Origin of the sequence: Methylobacillus gramineus, from assembly GCF_020532675.1 — a bacterium.
Classification (GTDB): domain Bacteria; phylum Pseudomonadota; class Gammaproteobacteria; order Burkholderiales; family Methylophilaceae; genus Methylobacillus; species Methylobacillus gramineus.
Window position 1 is genome coordinate 69291 of record NZ_JAJAVE010000003.1, and the last position, 21913, is coordinate 91203.

The 21913-nt window shown below is 49.7% G+C and carries 20 protein-coding genes; 18 read left to right on the forward strand and 2 right to left on the reverse strand.

What is annotated here, in order from left to right; genetic code table 11:
• Positions 1-204: 204 nt before the first annotated feature.
• The 15 genes from mnmG (at position 205) to glmS (ending at position 14802) form a co-directional block, all read left to right on the forward strand.
• The gene (gene mnmG, locus LG201_RS10960) at positions 205-2109 is read left to right on the forward strand and encodes a tRNA uridine-5-carboxymethylaminomethyl(34) synthesis enzyme MnmG (protein ID WP_226772246.1); all 1905 of its coding nucleotides are present in this window, start codon (positions 205-207) and stop codon (positions 2107-2109) included.
• Complete coding sequence (gene rsmG, locus LG201_RS10965) at positions 2106-2741, forward strand: 16S rRNA (guanine(527)-N(7))-methyltransferase RsmG (protein WP_226772247.1); 636 nt, start codon at positions 2106-2108, stop codon at positions 2739-2741. Before mnmG ends, rsmG begins: the two co-directional genes overlap by 4 nt.
• Before the next feature lie 18 nt (positions 2742-2759).
• On the forward strand, positions 2760-3548 hold the full coding sequence (locus LG201_RS10970) for a ParA family protein (protein ID WP_264193348.1): 789 nt from the start codon (positions 2760-2762) through the stop codon (positions 3546-3548).
• A gap of 8 nt (positions 3549-3556) precedes the next feature.
• Complete coding sequence (locus LG201_RS10975; protein ID WP_226772248.1) at positions 3557-4411, forward strand: ParB/RepB/Spo0J family partition protein; 855 nt, start codon at positions 3557-3559, stop codon at positions 4409-4411.
• 115 nt (positions 4412-4526) lie between these two features.
• Positions 4527-4898: an ATP synthase subunit I gene (locus LG201_RS10980; protein WP_226772249.1), complete on the forward strand. Its 372-nt coding sequence runs from the start codon at positions 4527-4529 to the stop codon at positions 4896-4898.
• A gap of 11 nt (positions 4899-4909) precedes the next feature.
• On the forward strand, positions 4910-5713 hold the full coding sequence (gene atpB, locus LG201_RS10985; RefSeq protein WP_226772250.1) for a F0F1 ATP synthase subunit A: 804 nt from the start codon (positions 4910-4912) through the stop codon (positions 5711-5713).
• Positions 5714-5757: 44 nt separating this feature from the next.
• The gene (atpE, locus tag LG201_RS10990; RefSeq protein ID WP_226758161.1) at positions 5758-6036 is read left to right on the forward strand and encodes a F0F1 ATP synthase subunit C; all 279 of its coding nucleotides are present in this window, start codon (positions 5758-5760) and stop codon (positions 6034-6036) included.
• A gap of 64 nt (positions 6037-6100) precedes the next feature.
• Positions 6101-6571 (forward strand): F0F1 ATP synthase subunit B, encoded by a 471-nt coding sequence (locus tag LG201_RS10995; RefSeq protein WP_226772251.1) that lies wholly within the window; start codon positions 6101-6103, stop codon positions 6569-6571.
• Positions 6572-6590: 19 nt separating this feature from the next.
• Positions 6591-7127 (forward strand): F0F1 ATP synthase subunit delta, encoded by a 537-nt coding sequence (locus tag LG201_RS11000; RefSeq protein ID WP_226772252.1) that lies wholly within the window; start codon positions 6591-6593, stop codon positions 7125-7127.
• Between the two features lie 9 nt (positions 7128-7136).
• Positions 7137-8678 carry a F0F1 ATP synthase subunit alpha gene (atpA, locus tag LG201_RS11005; RefSeq protein ID WP_226772253.1) on the forward strand — a complete coding sequence of 514 codons (1542 nt, stop codon included), beginning with the start codon at positions 7137-7139 and terminating at the stop codon, positions 8676-8678.
• A 31-nt stretch (positions 8679-8709) separates the two neighbouring features.
• A complete protein-coding gene (gene atpG / locus LG201_RS11010; RefSeq protein ID WP_226772254.1) occupies positions 8710-9585 on the forward strand; it encodes a F0F1 ATP synthase subunit gamma in 876 nt (291 codons plus the stop codon).
• A 62-nt stretch (positions 9586-9647) separates the two neighbouring features.
• Positions 9648-11045 (forward strand): F0F1 ATP synthase subunit beta, encoded by a 1398-nt coding sequence (gene atpD / locus LG201_RS11015; protein WP_226772255.1) that lies wholly within the window; start codon positions 9648-9650, stop codon positions 11043-11045.
• Between the two features lie 29 nt (positions 11046-11074).
• Complete coding sequence (locus LG201_RS11020; protein WP_226772256.1) at positions 11075-11500, forward strand: F0F1 ATP synthase subunit epsilon; 426 nt, start codon at positions 11075-11077, stop codon at positions 11498-11500.
• 91 nt (positions 11501-11591) lie between these two features.
• Positions 11592-12971 (forward strand): bifunctional UDP-N-acetylglucosamine diphosphorylase/glucosamine-1-phosphate N-acetyltransferase GlmU, encoded by a 1380-nt coding sequence (glmU, locus tag LG201_RS11025; protein ID WP_226772257.1) that lies wholly within the window; start codon positions 11592-11594, stop codon positions 12969-12971.
• A 1-nt stretch (position 12972) separates the two neighbouring features.
• The gene (gene glmS / locus LG201_RS11030; protein ID WP_226772258.1) at positions 12973-14802 is read left to right on the forward strand and encodes a glutamine--fructose-6-phosphate transaminase (isomerizing); all 1830 of its coding nucleotides are present in this window, start codon (positions 12973-12975) and stop codon (positions 14800-14802) included.
• Positions 14803-15081: 279 nt separating this feature from the next.
• On the opposite strand, the gene LG201_RS11035 is transcribed toward glmS, so the two are convergent.
• Both LG201_RS11035 and LG201_RS11040 read right to left on the reverse strand, forming a co-directional pair.
• Positions 15082-15330 (reverse strand): hypothetical protein, encoded by a 249-nt coding sequence (locus LG201_RS11035; protein ID WP_226772259.1) that lies wholly within the window; start codon positions 15328-15330, stop codon positions 15082-15084.
• Positions 15331-16152: 822 nt separating this feature from the next.
• Positions 16153-16482, reverse strand: coding sequence for a four-helix bundle copper-binding protein (locus LG201_RS11040; protein WP_226772260.1), 330 nt, complete (start codon positions 16480-16482; stop codon positions 16153-16155).
• A gap of 346 nt (positions 16483-16828) precedes the next feature.
• Here LG201_RS11040 and LG201_RS11045 point away from each other — a divergent pair, with 346 nt between their 5' ends.
• From LG201_RS11045 to LG201_RS11055, 3 genes are all read left to right on the forward strand, one after another.
• Positions 16829-17551 (forward strand): response regulator, encoded by a 723-nt coding sequence (locus tag LG201_RS11045; RefSeq protein ID WP_226772261.1) that lies wholly within the window; start codon positions 16829-16831, stop codon positions 17549-17551.
• Positions 17548-18933 (forward strand): ATP-binding protein, encoded by a 1386-nt coding sequence (locus tag LG201_RS11050; RefSeq protein WP_226772262.1) that lies wholly within the window; start codon positions 17548-17550, stop codon positions 18931-18933. Before LG201_RS11045 ends, LG201_RS11050 begins: the two co-directional genes overlap by 4 nt.
• A gap of 103 nt (positions 18934-19036) precedes the next feature.
• A complete protein-coding gene (locus tag LG201_RS11055) occupies positions 19037-21895 on the forward strand; it encodes a bifunctional diguanylate cyclase/phosphodiesterase (protein WP_226772263.1) in 2859 nt (952 codons plus the stop codon).
• The last annotated feature ends 18 nt before the right edge of the window (positions 21896-21913 follow it).

Below are 21913 nucleotides of genomic sequence, written 5' to 3' on the forward strand. Positions count from 1 at the left end.
ATACCATAACTCCATAATCGCGCATATAGTCCGAATGGACATATTGACGACAGTGATGAGTGGTAATTTCGATTGTTTCACGTGAAACAAAAAGGGAGAGAAATGAGGTCTAAAAAGGATGTTTCACGTGGAACATCCTTATAATCACTGACAGGTAAGGCATGAATGCAGTATCATTCAGATAATTCTATCTGAGTAATTTTAATGCAATATCCTGAAAAATTTGATGTGATTGTAGTGGGAGGTGGGCATGCGGGAACGGAAGCGGCGTTAGCAAGTGCTCGCATGGGTCAGAAAACCCTGCTATTAACACACAATATAGAAACATTAGGTCAGATGTCCTGTAATCCATCAATTGGTGGTATTGGTAAAGGACATTTGGTCAAAGAGGTGGATGCTTTGGGCGGTGCTATGGCTGCCGCTACCGATGAGGGTGGTATTCAATTCCGTATCCTTAATTCCAGTAAGGGCCCTGCTGTTCGAGCCACTCGGGCGCAGGCTGATCGTGTGTTGTACAAGGCGGCTATACGTCGGCGTCTGGAAAATCAGCCTAATTTGTGGCTGTTTCAGCAAGCAGTGGATGACATTATTCTCGAGGGCGAGAGGGTGGCTGGAGTTGTCACCCAGCTTGGCTTGCGCTTTGAATCCAAATCGGTGGTGTTAACAGCAGGTACATTTCTGGCTGGATTGATCCATGTGGGGTTGTCCAATTACCAGGCAGGGCGTGCCGGAGATCCTCCCGCAGTATCCTTGGCTGCGAGGTTGCGCGAGATTGGTTTGCCGGCAGGACGTTTGAAAACTGGGACCCCTCCCCGCATTGATGGCCGGACTATCGATTATAGTGTGATGGCAGAGCAGCCTGGGGATAACCCGGTGCCAGTGTTCTCCTTTCTTGGGAATGTGGCCCAGCACCCTGCCCAACTCCCGTGCTGGATTACCTTTACCAATGAAAGAACGCACGAAATCATCCGGAGTGGCTTGGACCGCTCCCCTATGTATACCGGCGTGATTGAAGGGGTGGGTCCACGCTATTGTCCTTCGGTGGAAGATAAGATTCACAGGTTTGCTGATAAAGAATCGCACCAGATTTTCCTGGAGCCTGAAGGTCTGACGACCAATGAAATTTACCCTAATGGCATTTCAACCAGTTTGCCGTTTGATATCCAGTATCAGTTAGTAAGATCTATCAAGGGCTTGGAAAGTGCGCATATCCTGCGCCCAGGTTATGCGATTGAGTATGACTATTATGATCCGCGCGGCTTGAAGAGCTCACTTGAAACCAAAGCGGTACAAGGCTTGTTCTTTGCGGGGCAGATCAATGGCACTACAGGCTATGAAGAGGCTGCTGCGCAAGGTCTGCTGGCAGGTGCCAATGCCGCATTGTATGCCCAGGAAAAAGAGTCCTGGTGCCCTACTCGTGATCAAGCCTATATGGGCGTATTGGTTGATGACCTGATTACTGGGGGGGTGAGTGAGCCTTACCGTATGTTCACTAGCCGTGCTGAATATCGATTGATGCTGCGTGAAGACAATGCGGATATGCGATTAACGGAGGCTGGCCGAAAAATTGGTCTGGTGGATGATGTGCGCTGGGAAGCGTTCTCACGCAAGCAGGAAGCTATCCAGAGAGAACAAGAGCGTTTAAAGAAGACCTTTATTCATCCTCAGCATGTGCCGGTGGATGATTTGCAGCGCGTGTTCGGTAAACTCCTGGAACGTGAGTATTCCATGTTTGAGCTGTTGCGCCGGCCTGAGGTTAGTTATGAAGGGTTGCTCAGTTTGCCGAATGCGGGTGTGGGTGAGGCTGATGAGCATGTCCGCCAGCAATTGGAGATCGCCGCCAAATATCAGGGCTATATAGACCGTCAAACTGAAGAGGTGGCGCGTCTCAAGGGTAGTGACAGTAACAAGCTGCCAGCGGATCTGGATTACAGCGAAGTGCATGGCTTGTCGATTGAGGTGCAGCAAAAGCTGACTAAACAGAAGCCAGAAACTGTTGGCCAGGCTGGACGTATTTCTGGCGTTACCCCGGCAGCGATATCATTGTTGCTAGTGCACTTGAAGCGGAAATATCGCAAAAACGGCCGTGTTGCGGATCAGGTGACATGAGTTTGCAATTAAAGCTGGAAACAGGTTTGCAGGCATTGGATATTCAACTTCCTGCCGAGGCCGTGAAGAAATTGTTGGACTATCTGGTGTTGCTGCAGAAGTGGAACAAAGTACATAACCTGACTGCGGTACGAGATCCTGACGAAATGGTGACCTTGCATTTACTCGATAGCCTATCTGTTTTGCAGCATATTCCCCCTGGTCGGTTGTTGGATGTGGGCAGTGGTGCTGGGCTGCCTGGCATTGTGCTGGCTATTTGTTTGCCTGATTTGCAGGTGACTACCATTGATGCGGTGCAGAAAAAAGCCAGTTTTATGCGCCAGGCCAAGGCGGAGTTGCAGATAGGCAATTTACAGGTAGTAAGTGGTCGCGTGGAACAGTTTAAGCCAGAGTCTCCATTCAATGCGGTCATTTCTCGCGCTTTTTCCGAGCTGGCTTTGTTTATCAAGCTGACGCGCCATTTGATCGCCGAGGATGGGTGTTGGCTGGCAATGAAAGGGATTAACCCTGTTGAGGAGTTGGCCGCGGTGAATTTGCAGCCCTCTCGGATAGAGCCTTTGCATGTGCCGGGTTTGGATGCACAGCGACACCTGGTTTTCCTGCCGGTCAACCAGAACGAATTAATTCAATAAAGTGGGATGGCTTAAATCATGAGGATTCTGGCAATTACCAATCAAAAAGGTGGCGTGGGAAAGACGACGACATGCGTCAACCTAGCTGCCAGTCTGGCAGCCACCAAGCGCAAAGTATTGTTGATAGACCTTGATCCGCAAGGCAATGCCACCACCGGTAGCGGCATAGACAAATCCAGTATGAAGCACACGATTTACCATGTCCTGATCGGTGAAAAGACTTTGCGCGAAGTTACGCAGCGCTCGGAAAAAGGCCGCTTTGATGTAGTGCCTGCCAATCGTGAGCTGGCTGGTGCGGAAGTTGAGCTGGTTAATGAGTTTGCGCGGGAAACCCGCTTGAAGACTGCATTGGCAGAGTTGGGAGATGGGTATGACTATATCCTCATCGACTGCCCCCCGGCCCTCAACCTGACGACGGTGAATGCCTTGACGGCGGCCCATGCGGTGATGATCCCCATGCAATGCGAATACTATGCGCTCGAAGGGTTGTCCGATCTGGTCAATACCATCAAGAAAGTGCGGGCACATCTCAACCCCAACCTTGAGATTGAGGGGTTGCTGCGCACGCTATTTGATAATCGCAATACCTTGGCACAGCAAGTATCAGCAGAATTGGCGCAGCATTTTGGTGACAAGGTCTACCGTACAGTGATCCCGCGTAATATCCGGCTGGCCGAAGCGCCTAGTTATGGGGTGCCGGTGTTGTTCCATGATCGTGCATCCAAGGGTGCCAAGGCCTACTTGGCGTTGGCGGGTGAAATCATCAATCGCCATCTCATTACAAATCGACAAGTTGCAGTCAGCTAGGAGTTTCAATGGTTAAGTTAAAGGGCTTGGGACGTGGCTTGGATGCCCTGTTGGCAGGTGATTCAGATAGTGTAAGTGCTAACGATGTGCCGCATGCGTTAAGAGTGGAGCAGTTGCAGCCTGGGAAATATCAACCTCGTACCCAGATGGATCAAGAGTCGCTAGCCAGTCTGGCTGCCTCTATCAAGGCCCAGGGTATTATGCAACCTATCCTGGTGCGAGAAATTGCTGTTGGCAAATATGAAATCATCGCCGGTGAACGTCGCTGGCGTGCCTCTCAGCTAGCTGGTCTGCAAGAAGTGCCAGTCCTTGTGCGGGATATTCCTGATGAATCAGCGTTGGCAATGGCGCTGATCGAGAATATCCAGCGCGAGAACCTGAATCCGCTGGAGGAAGCGCTGGGTATACAGCGCCTCATCAATGAGTTCAATATGACGCACCAGGCAGCTGCCGATGCAGTAGGACGTTCGCGTAGTGTAGTGACCAATCTGCTTAGATTGCAGAATCTAAATGAAAATGTGCAGAATATGCTGATGCATGGCAAGCTGGACATGGGGCACGCCAGGGCTTTATTGGCATTGCCAGAGGCAAAGCAGATCATCGCTGCAGAGCAAATTAGTCAGAAAGCACTATCTGTGAGAGAGGCAGAGAAGCTGGTTAAACAACTTCTGGAAGAACCGCAGCAAAAGCCTGCCAAGCCGGTTGATCGTGATGTGTTGCGTCTTCAGGAGGATCTGTCAGGACTGCTTGGGGCATCTGTGGAAATTCGAGCGGGCAGCAAAGGGGCGGGACAGGTCAAGATTCACTATGCCAATCTCGATCAGCTGGATGAGCTAATTCAACGGTTTAAAGGCGGGAAATAGTAATTTCAGCTTGACTTGAGCCTGATTTAACAACAGAATCTCGGCTTTTCACGGTTTGGGCAGAAGCCTAGCTCGGGTTTTGCCCGTAATTTGTGAATCAGGGAAACTAAAAGGCATGGACGAACTACTGGCAAACATGATCAAGCGGCAGCTGGTAGCAACCTTGGTTGTAGCTGTCATTGCCTTTGCCTTGCTTGGGTTGCATGGCGCACTTTCAGCACTGGCTGGCGGTGGTGCTGCAGTGTTGGGTGGTCTGGCTGCCAAGTTGAAGCTGCAAAATAAGACAGCGACAACAGGAGCCGGTTCCGTGCTGGTAAATATTTTGATTGCTGAGGCCATCAAGATTGCTGTGATTGCAATATCACTGCTCTTGGTGTTCAAGTTTTACGGACATTTGATACCAATCGCCCTTATCGGTGGATTGGCGGCAGCTGCCATCATGTCCGGCGCAGCAATTTTTGCAATTAACGAAAAAAACAACGCTTAGGATTTGATGTTATGGCGACAGGTCAATTAACTCCATCTGAATATATCGGTCATCACCTTTCCTTTAATCAAAAGGTGGTGGGTGATACAGGTTTCTGGGTGCTCCATGTGGATACCCTGGTGACTTCAGCTTTGCTGGGAATTGTTGTGTTTGGCCTGCTGTGGTGGGTGGTGCGCGGTGCGACTGCCGGTGTTCCAACCAAGCGCCAGGCGTTTGTTGAGCTGTTGTTTGAGTTTGTGGATAACCAGGTCAAAAGCATATTTCACGGTAACCGCCATGCTTTTATTGCCCCGCTCGCCCTGACGGTATTTGTCTGGGTGTTGGTGATGAATGCGATGGATTTCCTGCCCATCGACATTATGGCCATTGTTTACGGCTGGCTCGGGTTGCATGAATGGCGCAGCGTTCCCACTTCTGATATCAATGCAACTTTTGCGCTGGCACTGGCAGTGTGGCTGCTGATGATTTTCTTCAGCATCAAGGTCAAAGGCCTGGGTGGCTGGATTCATGAGCTGTTCTGTTCTCCGTTTGGTAGCAATCCGCTGGTTTGGCCTGCCAACTTTGCATTCAATCTCATCGAGTACATCTCCAAGCCGCTGTCGCACTCTCTGCGTCTGTTCGGCAATATGTACGCGGGTGAAATCATTTTCTTGCTGCTGGGTATGTGGGCGGCGACTGGTCTGGCAGGCACTATCTTCGGTGCATTGCTGGGCGCTGGCTGGGCGATTTTCCATATTCTGATCGTTTGCTTGCAGGCATTCATTTTCATGATGCTGACAGTTGTCTACCTGTCGATGGCGCACGAAAGTCACTAAATTATTTTTATCGTTAACACTCTCTAAAGCCGAAAGGAAATTAAATGGAGAATTTGCAATTGTTGGCCATGATTCAAGCTTACACCGGTGTTGGTATCGGTTTGATCATTGGTTTGGGTGCTGCTGGTGCCTGTATCGGTATTGGTATCATGTGTGCGAGCTTCCTGGATGGCGCTGCACGTCAACCAGAAATGATCCCTGCGCTGCAAGGTAAGGTATTCCTGCTGCTGGGTCTGATCGATGCTTCCTTCATTATTGGTGTTGGTCTGGCCATGATGTTCGCATTTGCAAACCCATTGCTGAGCGTTGTTGCAGCAGGTTAATCAGCTAGTTTGATTTGAGTGAATTAAACTTAAAGCTGACTAGATTAACGGCTCGGGAGCAAATATGAATATCAACCTGACACTAATTGCGCAGGCTATCTCATTTGCCATTCTGATCTGGTTTACAACAAAGTTTGTATGGCCATATCTCCTGAATGCAATTGAGGCCCGTCAGAAAACCATTGCGGATGGTCTGGCTGCGGCTGAGCGCGGTAAGCAGGAGCTTGAAGTAGCAACTCAGCGTTCGACTGAAGTTGTTAACGATGCCAAGCAGAAAGCAACTTCCATCATTACGCAGGCCGAAAAACGTGCCAGCGACATCGTGGAAGAAGCCAAGGCAAATGCCAAGGCAGAAGGTGATCGTATTATCACTGGTGCCAAGGCTGAAATTGATCAAGAAGTAAATCGTGCAAAAGAAGGCTTGCGTCAGCAAGTATCCGCATTGGCTGTCGCCGGTGCTGAAAAGATTCTGCGCAAAGAGATTGATGCCAAAGCCCATGCTGATCTGTTGACCAGTATCGCAAACGAGCTCTAGGAAAGATAAGGGGCACGATATGGCTGAAGCGATAACCATTGCAAGACCTTACGCGGTAGCGGTTTACCGCCTGGCTAAGGAAAAAAATGCACTGGCGGACTGGTCACACATGCTGAATCTGCTCGCGACTATCGCGGCAGATGAGCAGATGCGGGCTTTTATCGACAACCCCAAGGTTGTTGCAGCCGACTTGGAACGTGTATTCCTCTCCGTCAGCGGAGACAAGCTGAATGAAACAGGTAACAACCTGGTCAAGCTGCTGGTGGAGTATGGTCGGTTGTCCATTTTGCCGGAAATTGCAGCTGCATTTGAAGACTTGAAGGCACAGGAAGAAGGTGTGCTTGAGGCCGAGATTACAGCCGCTACCCAACCTAGCGATGCAGAAGTTGCTGCTGTCGTGAAGCGTTTGGAAACCAAGTTCGGTAAAAAGGTTGAAGCAAGCGTTAAAGTGGATCCAGAAATTATTGGCGGGATCAAAATTGTAGTCGGCGATACGGTCATTGACGCTTCGGTCCGTGGCCAATTGCAAGAGATGGCCTACACGCTGAAAGGTTAGGAAAAAGTAATGCAATTATCCACATCAGAAATCAGTGAACTGATAAAGAGTAGATTAGAGAATTTCTCCACCAGTGCTGAAGCGCGTACTCAGGGTACGGTAATTTCAGTGACTGATGGTATTGTCCGTATTCATGGCCTGTCCAACGTGATGGCTGGTGAAATGATCGAGTTCCCAGGTAATGTATATGGTCTGGCACTGAACCTGGAGCGTGACTCTGTAGGTGCCGTGATCTTGGGTGACTACGAAAATATCACTGAAGGTGACACCGTTAAGTGCACCGGCAAGATCCTGGAAGTGCCAGTAGGTCCTGAGCTGGTTGGCCGCGTGGTCAACGCGCTGGGTCAGCCTATTGATGGCAAGGGTCCGATTAACGCCAAGCTGACAGACAAGATTGAAAAGGTTGCGCCTGGCGTGATCGCCCGTAAATCAGTTTCCCAGCCTGTGCAAACAGGGATCAAGGCGATTGACTCCATGGTGCCGGTTGGCCGTGGTCAACGTGAATTGATCATTGGTGACCGTCAGACTGGTAAGACTGCCGTTGCTGTTGATGCCATCATCAACCAGAAGGGTCAGAACATGACCTGTATCTACGTTGCAATCGGCCAAAAGGCATCGACTGTTGCCAACGTAGTGCGCAAGCTGGAAGAGCATGGCGCGCTGGAGTACACGATTGTGGTGGCAGCGACTGCTTCAGATCCTGCTGCGCTGCAATTCCTGGCTCCTTACGCTGGTTGTACCATGGGCGAGTATTTCCGTGACCGTGGTCAAGATGCATTGATCGTCTATGATGATTTGACCAAGCAGGCTTGGGCTTATCGCCAGATTTCCCTGTTGCTGCGTCGTCCACCAGGCCGTGAAGCTTATCCAGGTGATGTGTTCTACATCCATTCCCGTCTGCTAGAGCGTGCTGCTCGTGTAAGCGAAGAATATGTTGAGAAGTTCACCAATGGTGAAGTGAAGGGTAAAACCGGTTCATTGACTGCATTGCCGATTATTGAAACGGCTGCAGGCGACGTGTCCGCGTTCGTGCCAACCAACGTCATTTCGATTACCGATGGCCAGATCTTCCTGGAAACTGACTTGTTCAACGCTGGTATCCGTCCTGCGATTAACGCTGGTATTTCGGTATCACGTGTAGGTGGTGCAGCTCAGACTAAGGTGATCAAGAAGTTGGGCGGCGGTATCCGTCTGGCACTGGCTCAGTATCGTGAACTGGCTGCGTTTGCGCAGTTTGCATCCGATCTGGACGAAGTGACCCGTAAACAGTTGGATCGTGGTCGTCTGGTGACTGAACTGATGAAGCAAGCCCAGTATGCCCCTCTGTCTACTTCCGATATGGCGGTAACACTGTTGGCAGCCAACAAGGGTTACTTCGATGACGTTCCTGTTGCCCGTGCTTTGGCGTTTGAATCTGCCCTGCACTCCTTCCTCAAGTCCAAGTACAAGAACCTGTTGGACAAGATCGACAGCACCAATGACCTTGGTGGTGACGACGAGAAGGCTGTAGAAGCCGCTATTCAAGACTTCAAGGCAACCAACGCTTACTAAGCTCAAGTTGAACAGACAGGCAGACTAGACAATGGCCGGTAGCAAAGAAATACGTACCAAGATCAAGAGTGTGGAAAACACACGCAAGATCACCAAGGCGATGGAAATGGTCGCTGCATCCAAAATGCGCAAGGCGCAGGAACGGATGCGGATGGCCAGACCCTATGCGGAGAAAATTCGTAATGTGACAGCTCACTTGTCGCAAGCCAATTCTGAATACAAGCACGCCTTTATCGTCAAGCGCGAGAAAGTATCAAACGTAGGTTTGATCGTGGTGAGTTCGGACAAGGGTTTGTGCGGTGGTCTTAACACCAACGTATTGCGCTTGTCGCTGAACCAGATGAAGGAATGGGAAAGCGAAGGCAAGAAGATTGCCGTGAGCGCCATTGGCAACAAGGGATTCGGTTACATGAATCGTATTGGTGCCGACGTGAAGTCCCATGTGACTGGTTTGGGTGATACGCCGCATCTGGAGAAACTGATCGGTACGATCAAGGTGATGCTGGATGCGTATGTGGCAGGTGAAATTGATCAACTGTTCATTTGCTACACCCGCTTCATCAATACGATGAAGCAAGCGCCGATCATGGAGCAATTGCTCCCATTGTCTAGTGAACACCTGGATACAACAGCCACGACAGCACAAGGCCATTGGGATTACATCTATGAGCCTGATGCAAATGTCGTCATCGATGAACTGATGACTCGTTATATTGAGTCCATTATTTATCACGCCGTTGCCGAGAACATGGCTTCTGAGCAAAGCGCCCGTATGGTGGCAATGAAGGCCGCTTCGGATAACGCGAAGACTGTGATTGGTGAGTTGAAGCTGGTGTACAACAAGGCACGCCAGGCTGCAATTACCAAGGAAATTTCAGAGATTGTCGGTGGCGCGGCGGCTGTCTAGTCGTGCTGAAACGTAGCTTAGATAAAGCTCGAAGAATTTAAGTATAGATTGAGGATACCAAGATGAGTCAAGGTAAGGTTGTTCAATGTATTGGTGCCGTGGTTGACGTTGAGTTCCCACGTGATCAGATGCCCAAGGTATACGATGCACTGATCCTGGATGAAGAAACATCCACGGCAGAAGCAGGGTTGACCCTGGAAGTTCAACAGCAATTGGGCGACGGTGTCGTTCGTGCGATTGCCATGGGTTCCAGCGATGGTCTTTCCCGCGGCATGAAAGTACGTAGCACTGGTAATCAGATTCAGGTTCCAGTAGGTCACGGTACCCTGGGCCGTATCATGGACGTATTGGGTCGTCCTATCGATGAGGCTGGCCCGATTGTAGCGGATGAATATCGCTCCATTCACCAAAAAGCTCCTACCTTTGAAGAGCTCTCCCCTTCCGTTGACTTGTTGGAAACCGGTATCAAGGTGATTGATCTGGTTTGTCCGTTTGCCAAGGGCGGTAAGGTTGGCTTGTTCGGTGGTGCCGGTGTAGGCAAGACCGTGAACATGATGGAACTGATTAACAACATCGCCAAACAGCACGCTGGTTTGTCTGTGTTCGCTGGTGTAGGTGAGCGTACCCGTGAAGGTAACGACTTCTACCACGAAATGAAAGACTCCAACGTTCTGGACAAGGTAGGCATGGTATTCGGTCAGATGAACGAACCACCAGGCAACCGTCTGCGTGTTGCATTATCCGGCCTGACCATGGCTGAGAAATTCCGTGACGAAGGCCGTGACATCCTGTTCTTCGTGGATAACATCTACCGCTACACACTGGCTGGTACTGAAGTATCCGCGTTGCTGGGCCGTATGCCATCTGCCGTGGGTTATCAGCCTACACTGGCTGAAGAAATGGGCCGTCTACAAGAGCGTATTACCTCTACCAAGACCGGTTCGATTACTTCCATCCAGGCCGTTTACGTACCTGCGGATGACTTGACCGATCCATCGCCAGCGACGACCTTCTTGCACCTGGATTCTACAGTGGTGCTGTCTCGTGACATTGCATCGCTGGGTATCTATCCTGCGGTTGATCCACTGGATTCCACTTCCCGTCAATTGGATCCACTGGTGGTTGGTGAAGAGCATTATGCGGTTGCACGTTCCGTGCAATCTACACTGCAGCGCTATAAGGAACTGCGTGACATTATCGCGATTCTGGGTATGGATGAACTGTCCCCAGAAGACAAGCTGGCGGTAGCCCGTGCGCGTAAGATCCAACGTTTCCTGTCCCAGCCTTTCCACGTGGCTGAAGTGTTTACCGGTGCACCTGGTAAGTACGTCACCCTGAAGGACACCATCAAGGGCTTCAAGGCTATTGTTAACGGTGAATACGATCATCTGCCAGAACAAGCGTTCTACATGGTAGGCGCGATCGAAGAAGCTGTTGAAAAGGCAAAGACCCTTAACTAATACCTGTCAAAGGGTAAGGATAGGACGATATGGCATCAACAATACACTTGGACGTGGTGAGCGCAGAAGAGTCCATTTTCTCAGGCGAGGCAGAGTTTGTTGCAGCGCCTGCGAAATTGGGTGAGGTGGGTATTTATCCCAACCATGCGCCCTTGATCACGACAATCAAGCCAGGCGTACTACGCATCAAGGTGGCCAACAGCACTGAAGAACAGGCGATCTACATTTCTGGCGGTTTGCTCGAAGTGCAGCCTGGTGTTATTACCGTGTTGGCGGATACGGCGATCCGTGGTCATGACCTGGATGAAGCCAAAGCAATTGAAGCCAAGCGCGCTGCTGAAGAAGCATTGAAGAACAAAGCCTCTGGCGTAGATTATGCGCGAGCTCAGGCTGAGTTGTCAGAAGCACTGGCACAATTGCAGACAATTGAGCAATTACGCAAGACGACGCATTAATCCTGCAAGTTTTGCTTGAGAAGGCAGCCATTTGGCTGCCTTTTTTATTTATACTTGAACATTTACTGATCAGCATAAACCGGGTTTGACTTTGTCCTCCTCACACGCCAGTTCCAGACTTAATATCGTGATCCTTGCCGCTGGTAAAGGCACGCGCATGCATTCCAGCAAGCCCAAAGTGCTGCATGCACTAGCTGGCAAGCCCATATTGCAACATGTGATTGATGTCGCGAAATCTTTGAATCCTAGCAAGATTGTTGTGATCTACGGGTTTGGTGGTGAAGCGGTGCCACAGGCTTTAGCCCATGAGGAGATAGTCTTGGTTAAACAGACAGAGCAACTGGGGACAGGTCATGCCATGCAACAAGCCCTGCCCTATTTGGATCATGATGCCAGAACGCTGATCTTGCTAGGTGATGTGCCTTTACTCAGTGTGCAAAGTTGTCAGCAACTACTGGCACAGCCGCAATCACTCACTCTGCTTACTGTGATCAAGGCTAACCCCAATGGTTATGGCCGGATTGTGCGAGATAACGGTCAAGTGCGTGCCATAGTCGAGCACAAGGATGCCACTGAACAGCAGCGCATGATCGCTGAGGTGAACACCGGTATCATGGCGGCAGAGAACCGCTGGCTGAGCCAGTGGCTGCAACGCCTCAACAACGATAATGCCCAGCAGGAATACTATCTGACAGATATCGTGGCGATGGCTGTGGAGGATGGCGAGCAAGTCACGGCGATAGCAGGGGATGACGAGTGGCAGGTCGCTGGCGTTAACTCCAAGCAGGATCTTGCAGCGCTGGAACGAGTCTATCAGCAGCGTTATGCTGGGCACTTGCTGGCTCAAGGTGCCACATTGGCTGACCCCGCGCGTATTGATGTACGCGGAGAATTGAATATCGGCAGCGATGTAGAGATTGATGTGGGCTGTGTGTTTGAAGGTAAGGTCACGCTGGCTGACAATGTGCGCATAGGCCCCTATTGCGTCATCCGTAATGCGTTTATCGGTGCTGGGACGGTGATTGCGGCTTATACCCACATTGAGGAAGCCCAACTGGCTGAAAGCTGCAAAATAGGCCCCTATGCTCGCTTGCGGCCGGGTACGGTGCTGGCAAATGACACCCATATAGGTAATTTTGTCGAATTGAAAAATGCGCAGGTGGATGTCGGCAGCAAGATCAATCATTTAAGCTATGTCGGTGATACCACCGTAGGCAAAAAGGTGAATATCGGCGCTGGTACGATTACCTGCAATTATGATGGTGTGAACAAGTTCCGTACCATCATTGAAGACAATGCCTTTATTGGTTCGGATTCACAGCTGGTCGCTCCTGTCACCATAGGTGCAGGCGCTACCATTGCTGCTGGTTCTACCATCACCCAGAATGCGCCTGCAGACAAACTTACCATGTCGCGCGGCAGGCAATTCACGATAGAACACTGGAAACGCCCTGAGAAAGTGAAGAAATAACATGTGTGGCATTGTAGGCGCTGTTGGCGCACGTAATATTGTTCCCATTCTGATCGAGGGCTTGAGCCGTCTGGAATATCGCGGCTATGACTCAGCGGGTATCGCAGTGTTGGGTGATGGCATACGCCGTGTGCGTGCAGTGGGCCGTGTGGCAGAAATGCAAGGCAAGGTCGCAGCAGAAAATCTCACAGGCCAGGTAGGCATAGGTCATACGCGCTGGGCCACCCACGGCGGAGTGACAGAGTCCAATGCTCATCCGCATGTCTCACGTGGTGAAATTGCCGTAGTACACAATGGCATTATCGAGAACCACGACGAGCAACGTCAACGGTTGCAAGGGCTGGGCTATCAATTTGAATCCCAGACTGACACTGAAGTGATCGCTCACTTAATTCATTATTACTTGAGCCAGCAACATGATTTATTGAGCGCTGTCCAACATGCGGTGATTCAGCTTACCGGCGCTTTTGCCATTAGTGTAGTCTCGATTAAATTCCCCGACATCATGATTTGCGCACGTCAGGGATGCCCCTTGCTGATCGGCTTGGGGGAAGGTGAGAACTTCATTGCTTCAGATGTTTCTGCCGTGCTGTCTGTGACGCGTAATGTGATTTACCTGGAGGATGGCGATGTAGGTGAGATTCGCCGCGATGGAGTCACGATCTATGATACGGCAGGCAAGGTGGTGGAGCGCACCATACACCGTAGTGATGTATCGCTCGCTTCTCTTGAATTGGGGCCTTACTCCCATTTTATGCAGAAGGAAATTTACGAACAGCCGCGCGCACTGACCGATACACTGGAAGCCATTATTGATGACAACGCGTTTACTCCAGAGCTGTTTGGCAAGGATGCGCATGAGGTATTTGCTCAGATTGATAGCGTGCTCATTATTGCCGCAGGTACCAGTTACTATGCCGGGCTGACGGCGAAGTACTGGCTGGAAAGCATTGCACAATTGCCCACTTCAGTGGAAATTGCCAGTGAATACCGTTATCGCAAATCGGTGCCTAATCCCAGGCAGTTGATCGTCACCATTTCCCAGTCTGGCGAAACACTAGATACGATGGAAGCTCTCAAACATGCCAAATCCTTAGGACAGAGCCTGACCCTGGCCATCTGTAATGTGCAGGAAAGTGCCATTCCACGCGCTTCACGCTTGGTGCTGTATACACGTGCGGGTGCTGAAATCGGCGTGGCTTCCACCAAGGCATTCACTACCCAGCTGGTTGCCCTCTTTACTCTGGCTGCAACCCTGGCCAAGCAACGCAAGCTGCTTGATGCAGAACAGGAGCAATCCTACATTGATGGCTTGCGCCATCTGCCTGGCAGTGTGCAGTATGCGCTCAACCTGGAGCCGCAGATACGTGAGTGGGCCAAGGCATTCAGCAACAAGTTTCATGCACTTTTCCTTGGACGGGGCATGCACTACCCGATTGCCCTTGAAGGCGCGCTCAAGCTCAAGGAGATTTCCTATATTCATGCAGAAGCCTACCCTGCCGGTGAGCTCAAGCATGGTCCGTTGGCACTGGTAGATCGTAATATGCCCGTGGTGGTGATTGCCCCCAACGATGCCTTGCTGGAAAAGGTGAAATCCAACATGCAGGAGGTCAGCGCGCGTGGTGGTGAGCTGTTTGTGTTTGCCGATGCTGACAGCAACTTCACTGAAAGCGAAGGAGTGCACGTGATTCGTACACCGCGCCACGTCGGTGTCCTATCCCCTATTCTGCATACCATCCCTGTGCAATTGCTGGCTTATCACGCTGCCTTGCTCAAGGGGACGGATGTCGACAAGCCGCGGAACCTAGCTAAGTCGGTGACGGTGGAGTAATCAACACGCTGTGACCTGACTAGAGCGAATAACGTGAGTCGAGTTTGAATAAAGCTGGTCAGATATTATAAAAAACTAATCAAGTCTGTCGAGACAATGTAAAAAATCTCGCATATGCGAGATTTTTTATGTTTTGAATCTGGGGTAACCGCTTTAATGTATCTCATCGCTTAAGTTAGCCATTCTTCGGGTACAAGAGCAGGTGGTTTCCTCCAAGCCTTTAACAGTGTGAGTACACTATTTGAAATTACTAAACATTGATCGTATCAATAAAGCCCGTCAGTCGTAAAACCATTTAGTAGCATAAATAACTAGAATAACTAGAATAATAAGAATAACTGGGAGGGCTATCATCATTGCCAACTTTTTCATGAAGCTTGGTTTATCAAATACCACGCCTTCTGCTTCCCTCACCCTCCTCTCTTCATCAAAATGCCATTTAATAGCAAAATAGGCGCCAATACTTAATACAATAAGCTTAAAAGCTCCAGCAAAGTATGGAAAGATGTTAGTCCAACTGCCGTTCATTATCTATCTCCATCAAATTCAATATCGATTTTGCGGCAGCATAATCAAAGGTTCATGTTTAGTGCGCATCGAGAGTCAGGCGCTCTAGCTAGCGCAAGTCTACTGCTCGCGCTAGCTGTCCACAACACTGCAATACCTGTAGTTATGGTGGTTTGCTAAATTAGCGAAAGCACTGGCACATTTATGTCCAAAACTGAGTTACAACCAGTATGATACTTTAATGCTCAGTTGTAGCTCGATTCAAACTTGGTAGTAGCAATAGTGGCGGGTGGTAAAGCATGTGTTTGAGCAGGAGTTTGGCCGCTTGTTGCCTATTCGTAAGGCAGATATTGATCTGCATGATGATCATGGCAGGGAGGCGGGTTGATTGGATCTGTTCGAGTCCCACTACCCCTCTAGGAGCTGGCAGTGGGAATTTCCATCGTGGCACCGAGCGATCGAATAACATCATTGATTTTATCGCGCCGATCTACCGAGCCTGGGCATATATGAATGTTTGACACCTACGTTTTTGAAGGCAAGCAAACCTCCTTTGAACCTAACTTTAATCCATACTTTAACTTTGACGATGTGATGTCACGTATCTCTGGCGCATATAAGCCAAGTAGGTAGGTTCTGAAGTTTTTTTTAAAAAAGATAATGTTCTTTTATTGCTTCTTGTCTTTGCTATTCCAGTGCAGCCTATCATCGCAGCCCGACCAACTTTGATCTGCAACAGTGTTTACGATAGATCAATAAGTTCGGTCCGAGCCGTCCGACTAACATTATTTGTTCCAGTCAGATGACTACTTTCGCATTGCCAAGATACGTATTAGTCTTGGATTAATTAGCGACAGCCTTCAAGCAAGTGTCCAGGCAATGCTGGCAAGCCTTAGCGCATTGCTGGCAGTGATCAAACTGATGTCCCGCGCATTCTTCACCACAGGCGCGGCAGATTTCAGCACAATCCTCGACAACCAAGTCAGCAAACTCACTTTCCCGCTGCAAAAAATTCAAGGTCAGTCGGCAAAATTCCGCACAATCAGTATCAAGCTTGATGCAACGTTGCATATGCAAGGGTGAACCTTCGCTTCTACATGCGGCGGCACAGTGCTCACAGGCTTCAATACAGGATTTAAGGGCTTCTATGCATGGCTGGTAGTGATTGTGCATCAGTATTCCTTTGAATCAGGCGGACATTCATTCTAGGTCTGTAGCGCAATAAGGCTTTATACGGGAATGTCCTATGCCGACGTCAGAAGAACTTAATCATGACTGTTATGAATAATCATAGGGGTGTATTCAATTTCTCTGGGGTGGAGCGTACGTAATTTCTTCAAATATGGGGAAGTTGTACAAAGCTGTAGTCAACAGGAGTAAATTCGACCAGTGCTGTCTGAAAAATCATCAGTCTTTGATGTAGCACCATGTATGAACGAGTTTCTAGATGTAATTCGTCGAGAGTTTACTCACTCTGCCTTATAATAATTTATGCTGCAATTGCTTAGAATCCAATCAAATGAATAATCAGGATCATATCCTCGTCGTTGATGACGACCACGAAATTCGGGAATTGCTGACGGACTACCTGCGCGATTCTGGTTTTACTGTTTCTGAAGCAGCCAATGGGCGTGAGATGTGGCGGCTGGTGAATAAGGAACAGATAGACCTCATCGTACTCGATCTGATGTTGCCTGAAGAAGATGGTCTTAGCTTATGCCGTGAGTTACGGGTGCAGGACGATACGCCTGTCATTATGTTGACAGCCAAGGGCACATTGATTGATCGTATTGTCGGGCTGGAGGTTGGGGCTGATGATTATCTGCCTAAGCCTTTTGATCCACGTGAGTTGCTGGCCCGGATCAAAGTGATATTGCGACGGACCAGATCGACGACTGAAAAACCAGCTGCTGATGAGTTTGCATTTATCAGTTTTGAAGGCTGGCGCCTGGATACACAGGCGAGACAGATGTTTTCACCGCAAGGCGTGATTGTGTCGCTGGGCAGTTCCGATTACATCGTCTTGCGTGCCCTGCTTGAGCATCCTAACCGTCCTTTAAGCCGTGAATTTCTGATTGAGCATGTCTATGGCAAGGACAGCCAGGCCTTTGACCGCTCCATCGATGTCTGTATCAGCCGTCTGCGCCAGCATCTGGAAATCGATACGCGCAACCCCGTCCTTATTCGCACAGTGCGTAACGCTGGCTATATGCTGGTTAGCCAGGTCAAGCACGAAAAATGAAATGGCTATGGCCAGCCTCTTTGTTTGGCCGACTGGTGATTGTGCTGGTGGCTGGCACCATGACGGCACAGATCCTGACCGGGTTTATCTGGTATGACATGAATTATGGCAAGGCGCTGGAGATTCCAACCCGTGTGCTGGCTGCTAAACTTTCCGACAGTATCAGTTTGGTCGAAATCAGTAAGGTTGAAGATGAGCGATTGCTGATCAAGAAATTGAGTAATCCGCTCTATCAGCTGACACCAGTGGATGCCCCTCCGCGCCCGAATGCCTTAAAAACCCGGGAACGGGCAATTGAGTTGTTGTTCAAACGAGTATTCGAGCAAGAGTTTGGCCGGTTGTTGCCGATCAAGCTCTTCGATGTTGATCTTCATGATGACCAGGGCAAGGAGGCCAGCTGGCTGGACTTGTTTGAATCGTATTACCCCTCTGCCCATTTTCTGCTTTATGTGCAGCTTGATAGCGGTCAATGGCTAAAGCTTGATGCCTATGAAGGCCAGGCCGGCATGAGCCTGGCGCCGTTGATGGACTTGTTTGATTACCTGTTCCGTATCTATTTTGTGCGCATTGTCATTATTATCGGTATTGCCTTGTTTGCCGTACGCCAGATCATGAAGCCGCTGAACCGGCTTGCGATAGCTGCAGAGCGGTTAGGGCGCAATATCTACAGCCCACAACTGGATGAGACCGGTCCGACAGAGGTCAGGCGTTCAGCCAAGGCCTTCAATTTGATGCAGCAGCGCCTGATTGATACCGTGACGGAGAAAACCCGCTTCCTGGCCGCGGTTTCACATGATTTACGCTCGCCCATTACCCGCTTGAGATTGCGGACAGAGTCGATTGAGAACCCGATATTAAAAGAAAAATTCAGGCGTGACCTTGAAGGGATGGAGGGCCTGATTTCTTCAACACTGGATTTCATGCGCGGAGTTGAAGTGCATGAAAATCGCCATATGATCAATATCAACGCCATGCTGCAGAGCCTGCAGGTAGACGCGCAAGAAACTGGCGCCGAGGTTTCTTTGCATGGTGAAGCACAGCCATTTGATGGCTATGCTGTCAGTCTCAAGCGCTGTCTGCAAAACCTGCTGGAAAATGCGATTCGCTATGGCAAGTCTGCGCATATTGAGGTGGTGGATAGTGAGACGCGGTTGCGTATCGTTATACGCGATCATGGCCCTGGTATTCCTGAACAGCTGTTAAAGCAGGTATTTGAACCGTTTTACCGGGTTGAAACCTCAAGAAATACGACCACAGGTGGATCCGGCCTGGGCTTGAGTATTGCCAAAACCATAGTGGAAGCCCATGACGGTGAAATACACCTGCGAAATCTGAGTAGTGGTGGTCTTGAGGTGCTGATTGATTTCCCGCGCAAAAAATGAAAATAGCATTGCGCATAAAAATAATAGTGCAATGTTAAGAATCCACTACAGGTCTATGGTTTAATCCTGTTGAAATCATGAAAAATAAATCTCGGTGACATGAATGAGCAATGCGGACGTCAATGATCAGCTATTAAGTGCAGGAGATCAGCTCAAAGTACTAAGCTTTGCCATGAGTAGGATACGTGAAGCCATATTTTTGTGTGATGAGCAGGGCAGGATCAGGTTTGTCAACGAAGAAAGTAGCAAGCTCCTAGGGTATACCGACGCCGAGTTGCTCAATATGTCGGTGCTGGATATTGATCCTGATATGACGCCCGAGCGCTGGCCTACTTATTGGCATGACCTTCAGCAGAATGACACCTTGGTGTTTGAAAGCCGGCATCAGGCAAAAAATGGGGAAATGATCCCGGTCGAGATCAAGAGTAACTATTTTGATCATGCAGGAGGCCTATACTCTTTAGCTCTGGTGCGTGACATTACTCCACGTCTTGCCATGCGTAGCAAACTGCGCGAACAGGAGCTGCAATACAGGCAGCTCGTCAAAAACTCCCCCGATATTTTTATTCGTTACGATCAAGATTGCCGCCGTATTTTCTTGAGCGATGGCTATGAGCAGGTATTTGGCCTGCCAGCATTGCTGGTCTTGGGCAAAACCCCGACTGAGATATGGGGCAGGCCCGCTATGCGCCCCGAGCTCTACGAGCAGAGATTGCGGCAAGTGATGGTCTCGGGTGTTGCACAGCAGATTGAGCTTGAGTGGGAGCAAGATGGTGAATATGTCTGCCAGTCTTTACATGCGGTGCCTGATCGTAATGTCGATGGAGAGGTTACAGGTGTCCTGACCATTACTCGCGATATTTCCCAGACAAGGTACGCAGAGAATGCGATTAAGCAACGCGATAAATACCAGAATGCATTGATTGAGAACTTCCCTTTTGTCGTATGGTTCAAGGATCTGGATAGTCGCTTGCTGGCGGCTAACAGTGCTTATGCCAGAATGGCCAGGGTCGAGTCTACGGAAGAACTGGAAGGGAAAACCGATTTTGATTTTTTCCCACCAGAGCTAGCGGAAGAGTATGTCTCTAGTGACAGGCGTGTACTGGAAAGCGGACTACCCTGTTTTGTGGTTGATATGTTTGAAAAGCCCGATGGCGAGCGCGGCTGGATTGAAACTTATAAGTCTCCAGTCGTGGTGGACGACAAAGTGGTGGGTACGGTTGGTTTTGCGCGGGATGTGACGGAAGCCAAGCTGAATGAAGATAAGCTGATCCAGCGCGAACGTGAATTGCAGTCGTTGATTGATAATACACCGGACACGATTACCCGTTACGATCTGCAGGTACGTCGCCGGTATATCAATACGCCCAAGCTCAAGCGCCTCGGTGTCGCAACTGAAGCGATTTTAGGCACCTCGCCTACCGAGTTTCCAGGAGGTGATATCTACCTCAAATATGAAGAAAAGATCAAGGCGGTGATTGCAAGTGCAACCCCGGATTTTTTTGAGCTTAGAGGAGAGAATCAGGACGGTTCAGCCTGGTTCATTCATGTGCGTATCGTTCCCGAGTTTGATGACAACGGTCAAGTCAGTGGCGTGCTGGCAGTAGAGCGCGATATCACTGAGCTTATGGAATATCGCGAGCGTATTCATCATCTGGCGTATTACGATGCATTGACCAGCCTGCCCAACAGAACCTTGTTTTCGGATCGGTTAAATCAGGTCTTGGCTGATGCCAGCTGGCACGATAACCAGTTTGGCTTGATGATGCTGGATCTGGACCGGTTCAAGGAAGTGAATGACAGCTTGGGCCACCAGGCTGGTGATGCCTTGCTGGTGGCCGTGGCCAAGCGCCTGCAGGCATCAGTGCGTACCTATGACACGACGGCACGGCTCAGTGGGGACGAATTTGCGATATTGCTGCCCGAATTACGCAATGCGGATGACCTGGCCACGATTGCTAAAAAGATCAATGAGGAAATTGCCAAGCCATTTACCATTCAGGATAAAGAGCTGTTTATCTCCACCAGCATCGGCATTGCCATTTACCCCAATGATGGCAAGGATAGTGCCAAGCTGTTCAAGAGTGCCGACGTGGCGATGTACCACGCCAAGAATTATGGGCGCAATAATTACCAGTTTTACTCGCAAGAGTTGGGCTCCAAGGCTTCCGAATACATATTACTCGGGGCTTCGCTACGCCAGGCACTCAAGAACGAGGAGTTCGAGTTGTTCTACCAGCCCCAGGTGGATCTGATTAGTGGGCAGATTATAGGGGCCGAGGCTTTGCTACGGTGGCGGAATCCACAATTGGGCGTGGTGATGCCTGATCGCTTTATCAAGGTTGCCGAAGAAAGTGGTTTGATTGTCGATATCGGTGAGTGGGTCTTGCGTCAGGCTTGTGCCGCGGTAGTCAGTTTAAATTACGGCCGAACCAATCCCCTCGGCATGGCGGTTAATCTGTCTTCTCGTCAGTTCCTCTTTAACGACCTCTTGTCCTCGGTACAGAATATTTTACTTGAGACGGGCTGCAGACCAGAATGGCTCAAACTGGAAATTACCGAAAGCCTGCTACTTGAGGACAGTAGCGAAATCATCGCCACCCTCAGTGCTTTCGAGAACATGGGCATCACTATTTCAATTGATGATTTTTGTACCGGGTATTCAGCGATGAGCTACCTGGGCCAGTTCCCGATCAGCCAGGTCAAGATTGACCGCTCATTTGTGCGCGATATTGCGATCAAGCAGGACAAGCTGGAACTGATTACCGCCATCATCCGTATTGCACATGCCTTGCGATTGGAACTGGTTGCTGAGGGTGTGGAGAGCAAGCAACAAGCCAATCTGCTTAAAATACAGGGATGTACCATTGCACAAGGATATTATTTTGGTAAGCCGATGAAGTTGAGTCATCTCAAACTGATCATCGCAGATGGTCAAGATCTGATGAGTAATCGTGTGTAAATAAAGGCGCATGCTTTT